Raw genomic sequence first — 15,975 nt, forward strand, 5'->3', positions numbered from 1 at the left:
TCATCATTGATAAACATTAGGTGAGGTCGCGCTTTGCTCTAATTTAAGTTGTCTTGCCTTATGACTACTCAAAATGTTGTCAAAAAACCAGTCGTTCCCATTAAAACCACACGAAGTGGTATCGTCACTGCGCTGATTGCTTTTTGTATATGGGGCGCATTTCCGTTATATTTTAAACAATTAGCCGCTTATAACGCGACAGAAATCATCGGTCATCGTATTGTTTGGACGTTTGCCTGTTTGCTCATCGTCGTGGTCGTGACCAAGCGCTGGCAGTGGATAGATACTTTAAAGCAAAATCCAAAGTGGATAGCGTTGACGTTTTTATCAGGTATTATTATCGCCACCAACTGGCTCACTTACGTATGGGCGGTCAACCACGATCAAATCCTTGAGGCGAGCTTAGGATATTTTATCGGGCCATTAGTTGGGGTGGCGCTATCGATGATTTTATTCAAAGAGCGTCTGCGACCTTTGCAATGGGTCGCGATTGGATTTGCACTATTGTCTGTGGTCATTCAGGTAGTCATGTTGGGTAGTCTGCCATGGTTATCGCTCATTCTTGCCTTTAGCTTCAGTACTTATGGCACCATTCAGCGCCAAACGCCATTGACCGCGGTCGATGCAATGTTTGTTGAAACAACGATGCTGGTACCCATCTTTATTTGGTGGTTTTGGCAAGCGGATGTGGTCAGTAGCCAGCTGAGCTTTTGGTTTACGCCAAACATCTGGTTGTTGATGCTGGCTGGTCCGATTACGCTGATACCCTTATTACTATTTAATAGATCGACTAAACTGGTTGCTTATAGTATTTTAAGCTTTATGAACTATCTGACGCCGACCTTTATTTTCTTCTTGGCGGTATTTTATTATAAAGAGCCTTTTGACTTAAACCGTTTAGCCGTCTTTGGTTTGATTTGGCTCGGGTTGTTATTATTCAGCATTGACTTGTGGCGCCATCGCCCTAGTAAGGCGCTAAAGGCCGAGCGGTTGCGTGAAGAAGCGTTGCAGCAGAGTAAGTAAAAAGCAACAAAGTAAATAAAATTTTGGGCTAAAGACTTAAATTAAAAAGCTCAGTCAAAAATTAATAAATAAGGATGAGTGCATGTTTCATACCGAATCTGATGTGGTATTTGTCAAAGGCTTAACAGTAGAAGCAGTTATCGGTGTTTACGCGTGGGAGCGCGCCATTACGCAGCCGCTCCTAATTGATATAGCGCTTGAAACAGATATTAGTAAAGCTGCTGTTTCAGACGATGTCCATGATGCGCTCAATTACAAAGCAGTCTGCGATGATGTGAGCGAATGGTGTCAAGCAATTAAGGCACAGTTGCTGGAGCATTTGGTTGGGCAAATTGCTGATAAGCTGCTCGAAAAATACACCTGTCATAAAATTACATTAAGCGTTGCCAAGCCGACTGCTATTCAGCAGGCTGATGCAGTTGGGGTGCAAATCACCCGTTATGCCAAAGCTGGTGCTGACAAGCCAACTGCAAGCAAAGGCGATGATGCGTAAGATGCATAAAAATCTGGCTAATTTGAATCTTGATGACTTAAAAAAGTGCGTGCCTGAACAGCTGCAAACGCATTCTGTGACGGCGGTGCTATTGGCTTTGGGTAGTAACTATCAAGCAGAAAAATACTTATCGCTCATTCGAGAGAAATTAGCCGTTTTAGGCGAGATACAGCTATCAACAGCGTTTCAAAACCCTGATTTTACGGCGACACCTGAGCTACCAAAACCTGATTATACCAATCAGTGTGTTTATCTAACCCTTACATCTGCTATGACCTTGCAACAGTTGCAGCAGACCTTTAAAAAATTTGAAAGCGATTGCGGTAGACAGCGTTCCTCTGAGTCAATAAAAAATCCTATGAAAATAGTCACTATGGATATCGATATTTTATTAATAAGATTAGATGATAAACAAAATAGCCTAAGCAAAAATATAGCATCTAAAAAAATAGTCGAAAACTCAAAGCAATGGATAATAATGGCGGATAGATATCCATTTAAGGCCCATGAAAGAGCAGGGATTGAGGAGTTAGTTTTAAATAGTTATTCAAAAAGTTAAGAAGGGTTTATTAAAGGATAATGTTTTTCTTCAATTGCCTCAAAATAAAAGCTGGGCAAAATGCCCAGCTTTTATCAAATTTACATGGTTCAGCGCAAAAATTATTATTGCGCGGTTAAGCCACCATCAATGATAAACTCTGAGCCGGTTGAGTAGCTTGAATCATCTGACGCTAAGAATAGCACCATACCGCTGACTTCTTCGGGCTGCGCCACACGTCTCATTGGAATGGTTTTGGCAAAAGCTTCAACTGCATCTTTGGTATCGCCTTGCATAATCATTGGTGTGGCGATGACGCCTGGATGAATGGAGTTCACGCGAATGCCGTGGGGCGCACACTCTAGTGCTGCCGCTTTGGTCATACCGCGTACTGCAAATTTAGAATCGGTATAACCGATAGCGCCGCCAACTAAGCCATTAATCGATGAGATATTGATGATAGAGCCTTTTTTGGCTGCTTTCATCGTTGGAATAACCGCTTTCATGCCTAAAAAGACCGACACTTGGTTAATCTCTAGAATCTTGCGGTAGTCGTCCACTGAAGTATCTAAGATAGATTTGTGCGTAGTGATACCTGCATTATTAACTAAGACATCGATTTGACCAAATTTTTCTTGGGTTGCTTTAACGACTTTTGCCCAATCGTCTTCATTGGTGACATCATGCTTGATAAAGAGGGTATTATCGCCAAGCTCTTTTGCCAATGCATCGCCTTTTTCACTATTGATGTCGGTCAATACCACTTTAGCACCTTCTTCCATACATAAACGCGCATGAGTTTCGCCCATCCCTTGAGCCGCGCCTGTGATAATGATAACTTTGTCTTGTAAACGAGCCATGATATTTCCTATTTTTATTTATGGATAATGAAAAGTATAAGCCATGATGGCTGAATATTCATTAGTGGATATGAAACCATAAGCGAATATGCGATATTTTTAGACAATAATTTTAAATTTAGCCTGTAAATAATACCTTCAGATAATGAGTTTGAGAAAATGATGTATAAAGCCATATTAGATTTTTGTTTTAAAGAGGTCGGTAGCCAACAGTTTTTTGAAAAAGACGCAGATTTTGATAAGTTATTAATCGAGCGATACAGTGAATTGCTCGAGCAAGCAGCGGCGTCAGAGTTATATGAATGGCGATGTAGTGTTGAGGGTAGGTTGGCTGAAATTATTGTATTAGACCAGTTCTCGCGAAATATTTATCGTGATACGCCAGCGGCCTTTGCTCAAGATAGTATGGCATTGGCGCTCGCTCAAGAAGCGGTTACTGCTGGCGCATTAGAAATACTTGAAACTGTAGAGGCGCGTAAGTTTATACTTATGCCGTATATGCACAGTGAGTCAAAACTGATTCATCAACGAGCAGTCACCCTGTTTGAGCAATATACCAATGCGCAAACAGTAGAGGCTGAGATGAAACATAAAGTCATTATCGATCGATTTGGTCGTTATCCGCATCGTAATGACATTTTAGGACGGGTTTCAAGTGGCGAAGAAATAGAGTTTTTGACGCAGCCTGACTCGTCATTCTTATAAATATTATCTGTTTAATAGCTAATAGATAAAACGCTATTTATCAATCGGTTAACATAAAAAAAGAGGCTGTTTGGCCTCTTTTTATTTAGTATCTAAGATAGCTAGCAGCTTACTTCTGCTCAGCGCCTGCTGCATCCATATCAGACCGGCCAATCACATCTAAATCCTCTAAGCACAGCTTGTCGTATTCCTTTTTGCAAAAATTAGGATCGATTTTGCACATCGCACTTTGCAATTGATCTAGGCGGTTTTCTGATTGCTGAATATGTTCAAGCATTTTAGCAAAGGCTTCTGCGACAGGGTCTTGAGAGATAGGGTCAATACCATAGGCTTGAAAGGTCGTGGTTCGTTTGGTATTCGATACTGTGTCTTTTACTTTATCTTTGTCAGTACTGCCAGCTTGCGCGACTTTTTCTTGCTGTTTGGCATCTTGGACTTTGGTCGCGATGGGATTGCCCTTTTCATCGTGATTGTCTGAAATCATACGTGCCGCGCTACCGACCATCGTCGCACCTGCTGGCACAGGTTTGACCACCACCGCATTTGAGCCGATTTTAGCGTTTTTACCGACGGTAAATGGCCCTAATACTTTGGCACCCGCACCGACTGTCACGCCATCTTCTAGCGTTGGATGGCGTTTGCCATTATTCCACGAAACGCCGCCAAGGGTCACACCATGATATAGAGTGACATCATTACCAATCTCTGCCGTTTCGCCAATGACAACCCCGACGCCGTGGTCAATAAAGAAGCGCCTACCGATTTTAGCAGCAGGATGAATCTCGATACCAGTAACGATGCGTGAGCCATAAGAGATAACGCGCGCCGCCAGTTTTTGTTCATGATTCCAAAGATAATGGGCGCCACGATGTAAGACAAGCGCATGGATGCCAGGATAGGTCAGGATGACTTCCAGACTATTCCGTGCCGCTGGGTCACGGTTGAATACCGCATCGATATCTTCTTTTAGGTCTTTTTTGATGCTGGCAAGCGATTTGAACAATTTGGCTGGCAATGACATAAGGTGTCCTATCGTATTTTTAATAACAATCTTTTTAGTTATAGCAGTTTCGCAGTACAAAATATAGCAATGAGTGATAAATTAAAACAGATTGCTTATAGATAAAACGCCAATCAGTGGTGATTTTTCTACAAACAATCCTATGGGACTATATATGCTAATTAATTATCACTCGTCACATATTTTAACAGCTCGACAACCTGTTCAGGCGTTTGCGCCCATGCCATTGCTGCCGCATCAACTTCTTTTAGCGGATGAATAATATCTTCAGCATGCAAGGTAATATAAGGCTTGCCCAAAGCGGCGCAGTAGCCGGCATCAAATGCGGCGTTCCATTGTTTGTATTTATCGCCAAAGCGAATGATAGCGATATCACATTTTTGAATCATATTTTTGGTACGAATCGCATTAACCTTTGATGACTGATGGTAACGCCAGAATCCATTGTCATTTTTGCCCAATACATCACCAGCCGCGTCGCTGGCTTCATGGTTAGTCACGGCTGAGGTAAAGGTAATATCAAGGCCATGCTCTTTCGCGCCTTGCATAATTTTTTGTCGCCAGTCGCTGTGTATTTCTCCAGATAAATAAACCGTCCAATTCATTGTTCACTCCTTTTTATTATTAAATTCACTATTAAATCATAGTACTTACAAAACAGTAGAACTTACAAAACAGTAGAACTTACAAAACAGTAAAGCTACTGCTGCCAATACCAAAAGCTCAACACCCTAAACATTGCGCATTAGAAGCTTTAATCTTTTGCAAGCTTAGCAATTAAAGCGCTTAATAGCTGATATTCTTTTTGATCAAGCTGTAAGCGTGAGCCCAGTCGTGATAGGCGCGACGGTAAAGACTTTAGGTTTTCACTATCGGCCAGTCCACGCTGAACCATCAATTCAGTCGTGCGCTGAGTCAGCTGCTGTAATTGCTGCTGGCTAATGGCGGGTTCATCCCATTGTTGCCGTAGATGAACGTCTAATGTTGGCTGACCCGTTGCATCTTTATCATTATCTAGGCTGTTGGTAGTCGTTTGGGCATGGGTTTGTGCATAAGCAAAGATAAAGCTGGCAATCACTTGCACGGCAGAGGCAACGTTGAGCACAGGATAAGCAGGATTGGCATCAATTTGAATATGATAATCAGCGTAAGCCAATTCTTCATTGGTCAATCCGCGGTCTTCACGCCCAAATAAGATAGCAATATTTGGCTTATTTGTAGATTGAGCATTTTCACTTAATTTAGTGTTTTCATTATTATCGGCTACATCGAGAGCAGTTTGCTTATCGATAAAATCAAACATGATTTTGGTAGCTTGCGTTGGCGTCACCACAGGGCGCGGTAAATGACGGCTACGACTGCTGGCCGCAAATACCAACTGGCAATCCGCTATCGCCGATTCTAACGTCGGCGCTATAGTCGCTGATGATAATAAATCACTACCACCGGCGGCATGAGAAACACTGGTTTCATCAATGGGCAACTTAGGGTCAATGACAGTCAAACGCGATAAACCCATAGTGTGCATAGCGCGTGCTGCTGAGCCTATATTGGCAGGCAACGTGGTATTGACCATGACGATTTGCACACAAGACAAATAGTCGCTTACCGTATGGTTTACGGTTGAGGCTGCTAAGGTTGAGGAAGAATCGTGATTCATTACAACCCCAGTCTTTGGTTTATTTCTTGCTCAACATGTTGCAACGCTACTGCAACCGCTTCAATAAGTTCCGCTTTGTCGCTGATAAGACGCTCGCGGCAAGCCTCTTGCAACTGCCCACTAAGATGCATCAATTGGGTTGCGCCCAAATTGGCACTGGCGCCTTTTAACGCATGAGCAATTTCATAGCCATTGGCGTTGTCGTCTTTTTGCTGCGCGCTTCTTAAGTCAGCGATGCGCTGCTGACTGTCGGTAAAATACACTTGTATCAAGTCAACAAAGTCTTCTTCCAACAAGTCCCGCATGTCATCAAACTGCTCGTCATTGATAATTTCATTAAGTTGAGCATTCATATTATTATTTGGGTTTTCAGTCATGATCATGTGTCCAATAAAGTAAAAGTTACAGCAATTAAGTTAACTAACAATCAGGTTAACTATAATGAAAATGCAAATTGTCTTCGCTAACCATGCTCTTTAATTGCTGTAAGTTATCATCGTTAGGGTAGACGCGCCAATGCTCAGATAGTCCTACATTGGCAATGCCGTATTCTTCATAAATGCTCAACCCAAGCGGTAGGCAATTATCATTAATAGAGGCGTCGGTATTGCTAAGGGCATTATTGGCATAGCCATTGCTATTTTGATGTAGCGCATCTTGATGCATATCATTTTCTAGCGCCAATAAATCATTGCCATCTTCATCATATAGGCTGCCACCCATCGATGGGTCATAAGCACCGTTACCGCCACCATTATTGCCTTGCTCGTCCTGCTCATCGTTATAAGATAAGCGCGGCGCTGGTATGATGTCTGCTTGGGCGGATTTGAGCAGCGGCTGCATACGTGTCAGCAGATTAATATCACTGCCATGGACTTTGATGCTGATTTTTTTCAGCCAACGCAAGCGCGCATCAACCATGCTCATGGCATTATCAAGACGAGCAAACAGGCGTCCGTCACGCTCACGAATACTGCCTTTAATGATGACCACTTCATCAATTTTTAACTGCTCTTTTACACGGTTAAAGCGCTCGGCATAACAGCTGACCTCTAAGCGTGACGTGCCATCGTCTAAGGTAATGACGTTACGCGTACCAAAATTGGCAATATCAATAATCAAACCGGCAAAGTAGCAGCTGCCGTTATAGCCGGTATCTGTCAGCTTATCAAGACGGGCGCCTGAGGTATAACGTTTGAGCTCCTCACGATATTCATCGATAGGATGTCCGGTTAAATAGAGACCTAACGTATTTTTTTCCGCTTTTAGGCGGTGCTTATCACCCCAAATCAGCTCTGGCGTCATAACGAGTGGCGGTGCAGCAACGACACCATCCATTTCACCAAATAAGTCCATCATACCGATTTCACGGTTTTGACGATCTTGCTCCGCCGCTTGTACGGCACTTGGCAACTGACTCATCAGCGCACCACGAATCTCGTATGCTTCATCGGCTGGTAAGTCAGGACGTAAGGTTGCTGCAAAGTCATCAAAGCAGCCAGCACTGACCAAGGCTTCAAGCGTGCGTTTATTGACCTTTTTAATATCAACGCGGCGGCAAAAGTCGTATAAGTCTTTAAACGGGCCATCCGTGCGGCGTGCATCGACGATAGACTCGACGGCACCTTCACCAACGCCTTTAATCGCACCCAAGCCATAAATGATATTGGTCGGCGTATCAGCAACGAAATGCCATTCACTACGATTTACCGATGGATTAACGACGGTTAACTCAAAGTTTTCACGGCAGTCATTGATAAAGAAAACGACGTTATCGGTGTTGTTCATATCGGACGTTAGGACGGCTGCCATAAATTCGGCAGGGTAGTACTGTTTTAGATAAGCCGTCTGATAAGCTAATACTCCATATGCGGCAGAATGCGAGCGGTTAAAACCATAACCGGCAAACTTTTCCATCAAGTCAAACACGCCGCCTGATGTGGCTTCGTCAATACCTTGCGCCGTAGCACCTGTGACAAAAATATCGCGCTGTTTGGCCATTTCTTCAGGTTTCTTTTTACCCATGGCGCGGCGTAGCATATCCGCGCCGCCCAAGCTATAACCTGCCATAACCTGCGAGATTTGCATCACCTGTTCTTGATAGACAATAACGCCGTTGGTATTTTCTAAAATCGGCTCAAGGTTAGGATGGTCATAAATGACTTCCTCGCGACCATGTTTACGGTCGATATACATCTCTACCATGCCTGCATCGAGCGGACCCGGACGATATAGCGCGCACATGGCAATAACGTCTTCGATATTGGTCGGTTGTAATTTGGCCAGATACTTTTTCATACCCATACTTTCTAGCTGAAAGACGGCAGTGGTCTTAGCGTCTTGCAGGAGCTTATAGGCTTTTTTATCATCTAACGGCAAATCTTCTAATACAAGCGGGTCTTTGCCTTCTTTGGCGCGGCGTAGGTTGATGTTTTCAACAGCAGCGTTAATGACCGTTAAGTTACGCAGACCCAAAAAGTCAAACTTCACCAGCCCAACGGCTTCAACGTCATCTTTATCAAACTGGCTGACACGGTGGCCATCGTCATCACAATAGATGGCGCTAAAATCGGTGATTTTATGCGGAGCGATTAGTACGCCACCGGCATGTTTACCGACGTTTCGACACACACCTTCAAGCTTAATCGCCATCTCCCAAATCTCAATGGCATCTTCATAATCCATATTATCGGGATTGGAGATTAAGTCCTTAAGCTGCGGCTCTTGCTCAAGCGCCTGACTGAGCGTGATACCAGGTGTTTTTGGAATCAATTTAGACAATTTACTGGCAAGGAAGTACGATTTACTTTGTACTCGCGCCACATCTCGTACCACCGCTTTTGCCGCCATGGTACCAAAGGTAATAATCTGCGACACCGCTTCACGGCCATAAGTTTGCGCCACATAATCAATGACGCGATCACGACCTTCAATACAAAAGTCAATATCGAAATCGGGCATGGAGACACGCTCAGGGTTTAAGAAGCGCTCAAAGAGTAAGTCGTAATGAATGGGGTCGAGGTCGGTAATATTTAGCGCATAAGCGACGAGCGAGCCAGCACCAGAACCACGACCGGGTCCAACGGGTACGCCATTGGCTTTTGCCCAGCGGATAAAGTCCATCACAATTAAGAAGTAACCGGGGAAGCCCATGGATAAGATAACTTCGAGCTCGTATTCTAAGCGCTCATCATACTTTTGGCGAAAGTCACTCCAGTTGTCAGTACGTGCTTCAATCGGAAATAGCTTGTCCAGTCGATGATTAAGACCGCGTATTGATTCAGCGCGGAAAAACGATTCAATCGTTTCGCCTTCAGGTACGGGGAATTCAGGTAGGACATTAATGCCGAGCGTCAAAGTCACATTACAGCGGGTCGCTAAGCGCAAAGTATTGTCAATTACCTGTGGAATATCGGCAAATAGTTGTGCCATCTGCGCTTGGGTTTTAAGATATTGCTCATCTGAATACAGTCGTGGACGATTGGGATCAGCAAGTACATACGAGCCTGCGATACAGACGCGCGCCTCATGAGCATCAAAATCATCTTGTTCTAAAAAGCGTACATCATTATGGGCAATAATAGGAATGCGATGCTTGGCACCTGAGTGAATAGCCGCTTTAATAAAAGCATCTTCACCTGAGCGGTTGGTGCGCTTGATGGCAAAATATAAGCGATCATCGAACTGCGCTTGCCATTCGGTCAGCAGCTCGTCAGCTTTTTCTGGCATGGAGCTGACCAGTGCTTGCCCGACATCAGATTTTTCAGTAAATAAAACAATGACACCAGCCGCGTGCTCTAAAACATGGCGACGCTCAACGACGGGCACACCATGATTGGCAACATCGGCGCGCCCTTCGGTAAAGCCAAGCGATACAATGCGGGTGATGTTTTGATAACCTTCATTGTCCATCGCCAGCAAAACCAAGCGCGTGTCTTCATTATCCATAATGATTTCACTGCCGATGATTGGCTTAATACCTGCACCTAAGCAGGCACGATAAAACTTCACCGTGGCATAAAGGTTGGATAAATCGGTCAATGCCAGCGCACGTTGGTCGTCTGCCGCCGCTGCTTTGATAAGCGGCTTTATGCGCACGATAGAATCGGTGATTGAATATTCGCTGTGGATGCCAAGGTGTACAAATGCCATAGAGGACTCTTACGGATGCGATCAAAAAGGGTGTGGTGCTAAGAGAGAAGGTTAGAAGACATGGCACATTGCAAGCTCATTTACAAAGCTTTAGCAGTATTGATGCGGCGACAAGCGATTAATCGCTTGGTTTGGGTCTTCTAATCTTAACGGATAATAATAGCATTCTTTACCCATAACAGCCACTGATTCAACGCCTAACAGCGAGGTTACCGACATTGAGAATAGGTCTGCTTAGCAATAAACTATTGTGCTCAAAACTATTATGCTTAAAGATATGTCGGTAGGTTTTTCTTAATCGATAAGCCTTTCATAAGCTGTCTATATAAAGCGGGCAAGTTGATAGGGTTTTGGGTCGATAGCGTGCGCTTCATCAAAATAGTATGCTGCGATTATTTGTGCGCTAACGACCGCTTGCGTCAAGCCTAAATGCTGATGACCAAAGTTTAAAAATACCCGCTCAATATTATCGATAACTGGTAAGGAGTCTGATGTCGATGGTCGAAAGCCCATCCATGGCACACTATCAGCCGAATTTAATGGCGTTTTTAACATGGGCTGTGCGTGTTGTAAGAGTATGTGCGCCCGCTGCATATTAGCAGGGGCGTCAAGTCCCGCATATTCCACTGTACCCGCCAAGCGCAGCCCTTCTTGCATCGGTGTCATCACAAAGCGCCGATCTAGACTGGTTACGGGCATCTGTAAGCGTGTACTTTCATGAGGTAACATTAAGTGATAACCGCGCTCAGTATCTAGTGGAACCGTGACGCCTGTTAGCTGTTTAGCCAAGGTTTTAGAATGCGCGCCTGCTGCTAACATCACTTTAGAAGCTACGATATCACCTTGATTGGTCGTTAAATGAATACCATCGATATTGGTCTTCGTTTCAAGGACGCGGCAATGCTCGATAATGTGACCGCCTAATTGTCTAAAGGTGCTACTAAGCTGGTTGATGACCGCTGTTAAGTTGGTGATATGGCCTGTGTTTGGGAAAAATAACGCCGCTAATTGGTTATCTTGTAAGGCGGGTTCATATTCTAAAAGGCGCTCTTTTATCAATAACTCATTAGCTACGCCGACATCATTAAGGCGTTTACCATGGGTCTTTAGAGAGTCTAAGCTACTGGTTTTCTCGATTGTTAATAACGCGCCTTTCACTTTTATCCAATCATCTAACTGCCACTGATGGGCAAAGTCTAACCATGCTGGTAGGCAATTATTATTTAAGCTTAATAGCGCTTGATGAATACGGGCAAATGGCTCAGGGCGCATATTCATCAGCAGCTGAATGGCCCAAGGCGTCAAGCGTGGCAGATAGCGCCAATCTATGCGCAGTGGACCTGTTGGATTCAATAACATGGCTGGAATATGACGCAGCATACTGGCATCCGCAATCGGAAACACATGCTCTGGGGCGATATGTCCTGCGTTACCAAATGACGCGCCTTGTCCAACTTTATTTGCCTCTAGTAGGGCGACCTTTGACCCTCGTGCTTGCAAGGTTACAGCCGTTACCAGTCCAATAATACCGCCGCCAATAATATGTAAGTCGAAATTTGGGGTGCTCATAAAGGTTCTCGATGAATTTCTCGACTGAGATGACTGCTATTGAAACATCGCCGAACGGCGGCTATGGCTGGCATAGTGCCGTCAGCTAACAGTTCAAGTAATTTATAAAGGTGGTACTTATTCAGTTTCGCCAAACGCATTTAGCCTTTTTGCCAAATAGCATTTAGTATTACAAAGCTAAATCAATAACCGACCACCGCCGCATCGACGATACGCGGGTCAGAAGAACCATATACGCCATTTGGAGTAATCATAATCGACTGGGTTGAGCCCATGGCTGATTGGGGGCTTACCTTATGTCCCATTGACTCGAGCTTTTTAATCGTATCTATATTTAGCGCTTTTTCGATACGAATCTCATCGGGTAGCCACTGGTCATGAATGCGCGGCGCGTGCGTAGCCTCAGCGATATTCATATCGTGGTCAATTACGTTTGAGATGACTTGCGTGACGGTAGTGATAATGCGGCTACCACCCGGGCTGCCGGTAACGATATAAGGTTTGCTGTCTTTAAATACCAGCGTTGGGCTCATTGAAGACAACGGGCGTTTATTGGCCTCGACCGCATTGGCATCGCCGCCGATTAAGCCATAACCATTGGGCACGCCGGGTTTCGCAGAAAAATCATCCATCTCGTTATTGAGTAGGATGCCCGTACCTTCAGCGACAAGTCCTGTGCCATAAGAGAAATTCAGCGTATAAGTATTGGCTACGGCATTGCCGTCTTTATCGACGATAGAGAAGTGCGTGGTTTGGTCGCTCTCGTACGGTAAGGGGTTGTTAGCCTTGATGGTTGCCGCTGGCGTGGCTTTATTGGGATTGATTAAACCGCGCAGTTTATCGGCATAAGGCTGCGAGGTTAAACCGCTGGCAGGCACATCAGTAAAGTCAGCATCTCCTAAATATTCTGCGCGATCGGCATAAGCCAATTGCATGGCCTCGCTCATCAAATGAATGGTTTGCGCGCTGTTTTGACCGTAGTCTTTTAGCGGATAGCCTTCTAAGATATTTAAAATCTGCACGATATGGATACCACCAGAGGACGGCGGCGGCATGGAGACAATCTCATAACCACGATAATCGCCTTTGACCGGCACGCGAGCGATGGCTTGATAATTGGCTAAGTCTTGCAAGCTCATATTGCCGCCTGCTTCATTGACGGCTTTGACCAATTTACGCGCGGTTTCGCCTTTATAAAAACCATCATTGCCTTTTGCCGCAATCAGTTTAAGGGACTTTGCCAGCTCTGGTTGACGTAGTAGCTCACCCGGCTGATAGGCACTGCCGTCTGGTTTAAAAAATATCTTTTTGGTACTTGGCCACTTTTGTAGACGGTCACTTAACGCTTCTAGCGATTCGGACAACCCAGCGGTGACTTCAATACCGTTTTCGGCCAGTGCAATCGCTGGTGCCATGACTTGCCCGCGACTCATGGTGCCATGATCTTCTAAGGCTTTTAGTAAGCCTGCTACGGTGCCCGGCACGCCAACCGCCAAGCCATGATAACGGGATAAATCACTAACGGCATTGCCATCGCTATCAAGATACATATCACGCGCGGCGCTACTGGGCGCTTTTTCGCGATAATCGAGCGCCACCGTTTTGCCTTGCTTGGCATCATAGACCATCATAAAACCGCCACCGCCGATGTTGCCCGCACGCGGCAACGTCACGGCTAACGCAAAGCCAACGGCGACAGCAGCATCAACGGCATTACCGCCATCTTTTAAAATCTTTAAGCCGATATCAGAGGCGAGGGCTTCTTGGGTGGCGACCATGCCGTTCTTTGCCCAAACAGGGTGATGAATGGCGTCAGCTGAGTAGATAGCTTGATCGGTTTTGGCTGTCTTGCCACTAACGACGGCTGTGCCTGTGGCGGACTTGGGCGCTAGGGCAGAGGATTTCGATTTTGTAACGCGCTGAGTTTCGGACAATACAGTCGGATTATCAGCCATAATCGCTAAATTAATCGCACTGGTGTTAATCGAGGTTGGGTTAATAGTGGTTTTTGCGGTCGTAGGTTTTGTTTCTGCGGCGTGAGCAGAGACCGTTAGCAATAGCGTGCTAGTGATAATCAGCGCAGCAGATTTTAGTTTTTTATGGGTGAGCGTTTGGGTGCTATGAGAATGAGAAAACAAAGTTGGCATCGCAAAGTCCTTTTTACGAGGGTGAGAAAAATTCAGCTAAAAATAGAGGTGAATCAATAAGCTTAAATAGTAACGAATATTGCCAGTAGTAGAAAGGGCTTTACTATTTTTGTTTTCAGATAAAGAAGCCCGTTATAAGGTAGTTAAGCTTTGGAAGTTTGAGAGATAAAAAAAGAGCCAAAAAAAAGCGCACCGGCTAACCGATGCGCTTTTTTAAATGTTCTTACTTTATCTAACTAATGCTTTTTTAATTCCATGGCTTATATCTTACTGCGCTTGGTTATGCATCTGACGGTTTTTTGAACCATGATGACCTTTTGCTTTTCTTTCTGATTTTAATTGTGCCATTTTTTGACGTTGTTCAGGGGTTAGTACTTGCGAGATAGCATGCTCAGTTTGTACGCGTTCAATAAAGCGCTGCTTGGTCTTTGCCGCTTGTTGATCGGCTAGGCGGTTAACTGCTGCGGCATCTAAGGTTTTGGCATTGGTCAACGCTTGCATTTGTTGTTGCATTTGCGCGCGTTCTGCTTGATATTTGCTACGGTCGTTTTTGTTGCCACTATATTTTTCTTGCATAATAGCTTTGATTTGCGCCTGCTGCGTCGCTGTCAAATCCAACTGCGACATAGGGCCTCTCATGCCACCTTTATGCATGCCGTCTTTCATGCCAGCTTTATGCTGCTTTTGCATGTTGGTCGTTGTTGCTGGCGTAGTATCGGTAGTGGCATTGACACTGGTACAGCCCGTAACCGTTAAGACGCTAGATATCGCGAGTACTGAGCCTATCAATAATTTTTTCATTATCATTACCTTAAATTATGGTGCAAACGTTAATTATTACGAAAAGAGGTTTTTTTATCTGAGAAGTAATGATTATCAAGTGTCCCGGATAGCCACTATGAATCATTAATTGCCATCAGTATTTGTTGCTGATAGCGACTATCATACGACAGCTAGAAGTTGCGAACATTTATGAAATATTAAGAAAGGTAACGTTTGTGGCGCATTGATGGGCGCTTGCCTGATAATATCAGCCATACTATGGCATGCTTAGAATCATTTGACTGAGCAGCGAGAAGGTAGAAAGGAGTGGAGGATAACGATGCCAAACATTTTATTGGGTGACGATGATGAAGAGTTGACCCAACTGCTGCAAGAGTATTTGCATAATCATGGCATCCAAAGTGACTGTGTTCATGATGGCGAGGCGGTCATCGAACGCTTAAAATCAGCCATGCATGATAGTGCGCCTTATGATTTATTGGTGCTCGATATTATGATGCCAAAGATAGATGGGCTCAGTGTCCTGCGTCAGCTGCCAGCGATTAGCGATATTCCCGTGATTATGTTGACGGCAAAAGGTGAGGAGATTGATCGTATTATTGGGCTAGAGCTTGGCGCGGATGATTATATTACTAAGCCTTGTAACCCACGTGAGCTGCTGGCACGTATTAATGCGGTGATTAAACGTAGCCGTATTACCGCATCGGGTGCAGCCACCTCAGAACATACCCCTTTGCCAGAGAGTCGCCTGCATTTGGACCAAAATCAGCGTATCTGTCAAATAGATGGCATTGAGCTACAAGTCACTGGTACAGAGTTTGATTTATTATTGGCGCTCCTCAAACAAAAAGGCGAGGTGGTGAGCAAAGCATGGTTATCACAAAATGTCTTACAGCGTGAACTGCAGCCGTTTGATCGCAGCCTTGATGTGCATGTGTCGCGCCTCCGTAAAAAACTTCAACCTTTTCACGATGAGTCTATCAAGGCGATTCGTGGTAAAGGCTATCAGTTGGTGCTGTAATGA

At 44.6% G+C, this 15,975-nt stretch carries 14 protein-coding genes; 5 read left to right on the plus strand and 9 right to left on the minus strand.

The window, feature by feature from the left end:
* Nucleotides 1–60: 60 nt before the first annotated feature.
* The 3 genes from rarD to PG901_RS01240 all read left to right on the plus strand — a co-directional run bounded on the left by rarD (nucleotide 61) and on the right by PG901_RS01240 (nucleotide 2,075).
* Entirely contained in the window at nucleotides 61–1,023 is a 963-nt protein-coding gene (rarD, locus tag PG901_RS01230; protein ID WP_271133180.1) for an EamA family transporter RarD, read from the plus strand.
* A gap of 82 nt (nucleotides 1,024–1,105) precedes the next feature.
* Nucleotides 1,106–1,516, plus strand: coding sequence for a dihydroneopterin aldolase (folB, locus tag PG901_RS01235; protein WP_271133181.1), 411 nt, complete (start codon nucleotides 1,106–1,108; stop codon nucleotides 1,514–1,516).
* A complete protein-coding gene (locus PG901_RS01240; RefSeq protein WP_271133182.1) occupies nucleotides 1,464–2,075 on the plus strand; it encodes a 2-amino-4-hydroxy-6-hydroxymethyldihydropteridine diphosphokinase in 612 nt (203 codons plus the stop codon). Before folB ends, PG901_RS01240 begins: the two co-directional genes overlap by 53 nt.
* 104 nt (nucleotides 2,076–2,179) lie before the next feature.
* Here PG901_RS01240 and PG901_RS01245 read toward each other — a convergent pair whose 3' ends face one another.
* A complete protein-coding gene (locus PG901_RS01245) occupies nucleotides 2,180–2,914 on the minus strand; it encodes a glucose 1-dehydrogenase (protein WP_271133183.1) in 735 nt (244 codons plus the stop codon).
* A gap of 159 nt (nucleotides 2,915–3,073) precedes the next feature.
* On the opposite strand from PG901_RS01245, the gene PG901_RS01250 reads away from it, so the two are divergent.
* Nucleotides 3,074–3,619 carry a DUF924 family protein gene (locus PG901_RS01250; protein ID WP_271133184.1) on the plus strand — a complete coding sequence of 182 codons (546 nt, stop codon included), beginning with the start codon at nucleotides 3,074–3,076 and terminating at the stop codon, nucleotides 3,617–3,619.
* 109 nt (nucleotides 3,620–3,728) lie between these two features.
* On the opposite strand, the gene cysE is transcribed toward PG901_RS01250, so the two are convergent.
* From cysE to PG901_RS01290, 8 genes are all read right to left on the minus strand, one after another.
* Nucleotides 3,729–4,640, minus strand: a complete 912-nt coding sequence (cysE, locus tag PG901_RS01255) for a serine O-acetyltransferase (RefSeq protein WP_271133185.1) — start codon at nucleotides 4,638–4,640, stop codon at nucleotides 3,729–3,731.
* Nucleotides 4,641–4,801: 161 nt separating this feature from the next.
* On the minus strand, nucleotides 4,802–5,245 hold the full coding sequence (locus tag PG901_RS01260; RefSeq protein ID WP_271133186.1) for a YtoQ family protein: 444 nt from the start codon (nucleotides 5,243–5,245) through the stop codon (nucleotides 4,802–4,804).
* Between the two features lie 149 nt (nucleotides 5,246–5,394).
* Nucleotides 5,395–6,300: an RNA methyltransferase gene (locus tag PG901_RS01265; RefSeq protein WP_271133187.1), complete on the minus strand. Its 906-nt coding sequence runs from the start codon at nucleotides 6,298–6,300 to the stop codon at nucleotides 5,395–5,397.
* Complete coding sequence (locus PG901_RS01270; protein WP_271133188.1) at nucleotides 6,300–6,677, minus strand: Hpt domain-containing protein; 378 nt, start codon at nucleotides 6,675–6,677, stop codon at nucleotides 6,300–6,302. The genes PG901_RS01265 and PG901_RS01270 overlap by 1 nt, the downstream gene beginning before the upstream one ends.
* A 55-nt stretch (nucleotides 6,678–6,732) precedes the next feature.
* A complete protein-coding gene (gene dnaE / locus PG901_RS01275; protein ID WP_271133189.1) occupies nucleotides 6,733–10,452 on the minus strand; it encodes a DNA polymerase III subunit alpha in 3,720 nt (1,239 codons plus the stop codon).
* 321 nt (nucleotides 10,453–10,773) lie between these two features.
* Nucleotides 10,774–12,021, minus strand: a complete 1,248-nt coding sequence (locus PG901_RS01280) for an NAD(P)/FAD-dependent oxidoreductase (RefSeq protein WP_271133190.1) — start codon at nucleotides 12,019–12,021, stop codon at nucleotides 10,774–10,776.
* 182 nt (nucleotides 12,022–12,203) lie between these two features.
* The gene (gene ggt / locus PG901_RS01285; protein WP_271133191.1) at nucleotides 12,204–14,168 is read right to left on the minus strand and encodes a gamma-glutamyltransferase; all 1,965 of its coding nucleotides are present in this window, start codon (nucleotides 14,166–14,168) and stop codon (nucleotides 12,204–12,206) included.
* 267 nt (nucleotides 14,169–14,435) lie between these two features.
* A complete protein-coding gene (locus PG901_RS01290; RefSeq protein WP_271133192.1) occupies nucleotides 14,436–14,969 on the minus strand; it encodes a Spy/CpxP family protein refolding chaperone in 534 nt (177 codons plus the stop codon).
* A 301-nt stretch (nucleotides 14,970–15,270) separates the two neighbouring features.
* Between PG901_RS01290 and PG901_RS01295 the strand changes: the two genes are divergently transcribed.
* A complete protein-coding gene (locus PG901_RS01295) occupies nucleotides 15,271–15,972 on the plus strand; it encodes a response regulator transcription factor (protein WP_271133193.1) in 702 nt (233 codons plus the stop codon).
* The last annotated feature ends 3 nt before the right edge of the window (nucleotides 15,973–15,975 follow it).

Source organism: Psychrobacter sp. ANT_H3 (genome assembly GCF_027919975.1).
GTDB classification, from domain to species: Bacteria; Pseudomonadota; Gammaproteobacteria; order Pseudomonadales; family Moraxellaceae; genus Psychrobacter; species Psychrobacter maritimus.

Excerpts from the sequence above, each read along its gene's own strand:
- rarD (WP_271133180.1), top strand. The coding sequence starts at position 61 with ATGACTACTCAAAATGTTGTCAAAAAACCAGTCGTTCCCATTAAAACC.
- folB (WP_271133181.1), top strand. The coding sequence starts at position 1,106 with ATGTTTCATACCGAATCTGATGTGGTATTTGTCAAAGGCTTAACAGTA.
- PG901_RS01240 (WP_271133182.1), top strand. The coding sequence starts at position 1,464 with ATGCCAAAGCTGGTGCTGACAAGCCAACTGCAAGCAAAGGCGATGATG.
- PG901_RS01245 (WP_271133183.1), bottom strand. The coding sequence starts at position 2,914 with ATGGCTCGTTTACAAGACAAAGTTATCATTATCACAGGCGCGGCTCAA.
- PG901_RS01250 (WP_271133184.1), top strand. The coding sequence starts at position 3,074 with ATGATGTATAAAGCCATATTAGATTTTTGTTTTAAAGAGGTCGGTAGC.
- cysE (WP_271133185.1), bottom strand. The coding sequence starts at position 4,640 with ATGTCATTGCCAGCCAAATTGTTCAAATCGCTTGCCAGCATCAAAAAA.
- PG901_RS01260 (WP_271133186.1), bottom strand. The coding sequence starts at position 5,245 with ATGAATTGGACGGTTTATTTATCTGGAGAAATACACAGCGACTGGCGA.
- PG901_RS01265 (WP_271133187.1), bottom strand. The coding sequence starts at position 6,300 with ATGAATCACGATTCTTCCTCAACCTTAGCAGCCTCAACCGTAAACCAT.
- PG901_RS01270 (WP_271133188.1), bottom strand. The coding sequence starts at position 6,677 with ATGACTGAAAACCCAAATAATAATATGAATGCTCAACTTAATGAAATT.
- dnaE (WP_271133189.1), bottom strand. The coding sequence starts at position 10,452 with ATGGCATTTGTACACCTTGGCATCCACAGCGAATATTCAATCACCGAT.
- PG901_RS01280 (WP_271133190.1), bottom strand. The coding sequence starts at position 12,021 with ATGAGCACCCCAAATTTCGACTTACATATTATTGGCGGCGGTATTATT.
- ggt (WP_271133191.1), bottom strand. The coding sequence starts at position 14,168 with ATGCCAACTTTGTTTTCTCATTCTCATAGCACCCAAACGCTCACCCAT.
- PG901_RS01290 (WP_271133192.1), bottom strand. The coding sequence starts at position 14,969 with ATGAAAAAATTATTGATAGGCTCAGTACTCGCGATATCTAGCGTCTTA.
- PG901_RS01295 (WP_271133193.1), top strand. The coding sequence starts at position 15,271 with ATGCCAAACATTTTATTGGGTGACGATGATGAAGAGTTGACCCAACTG.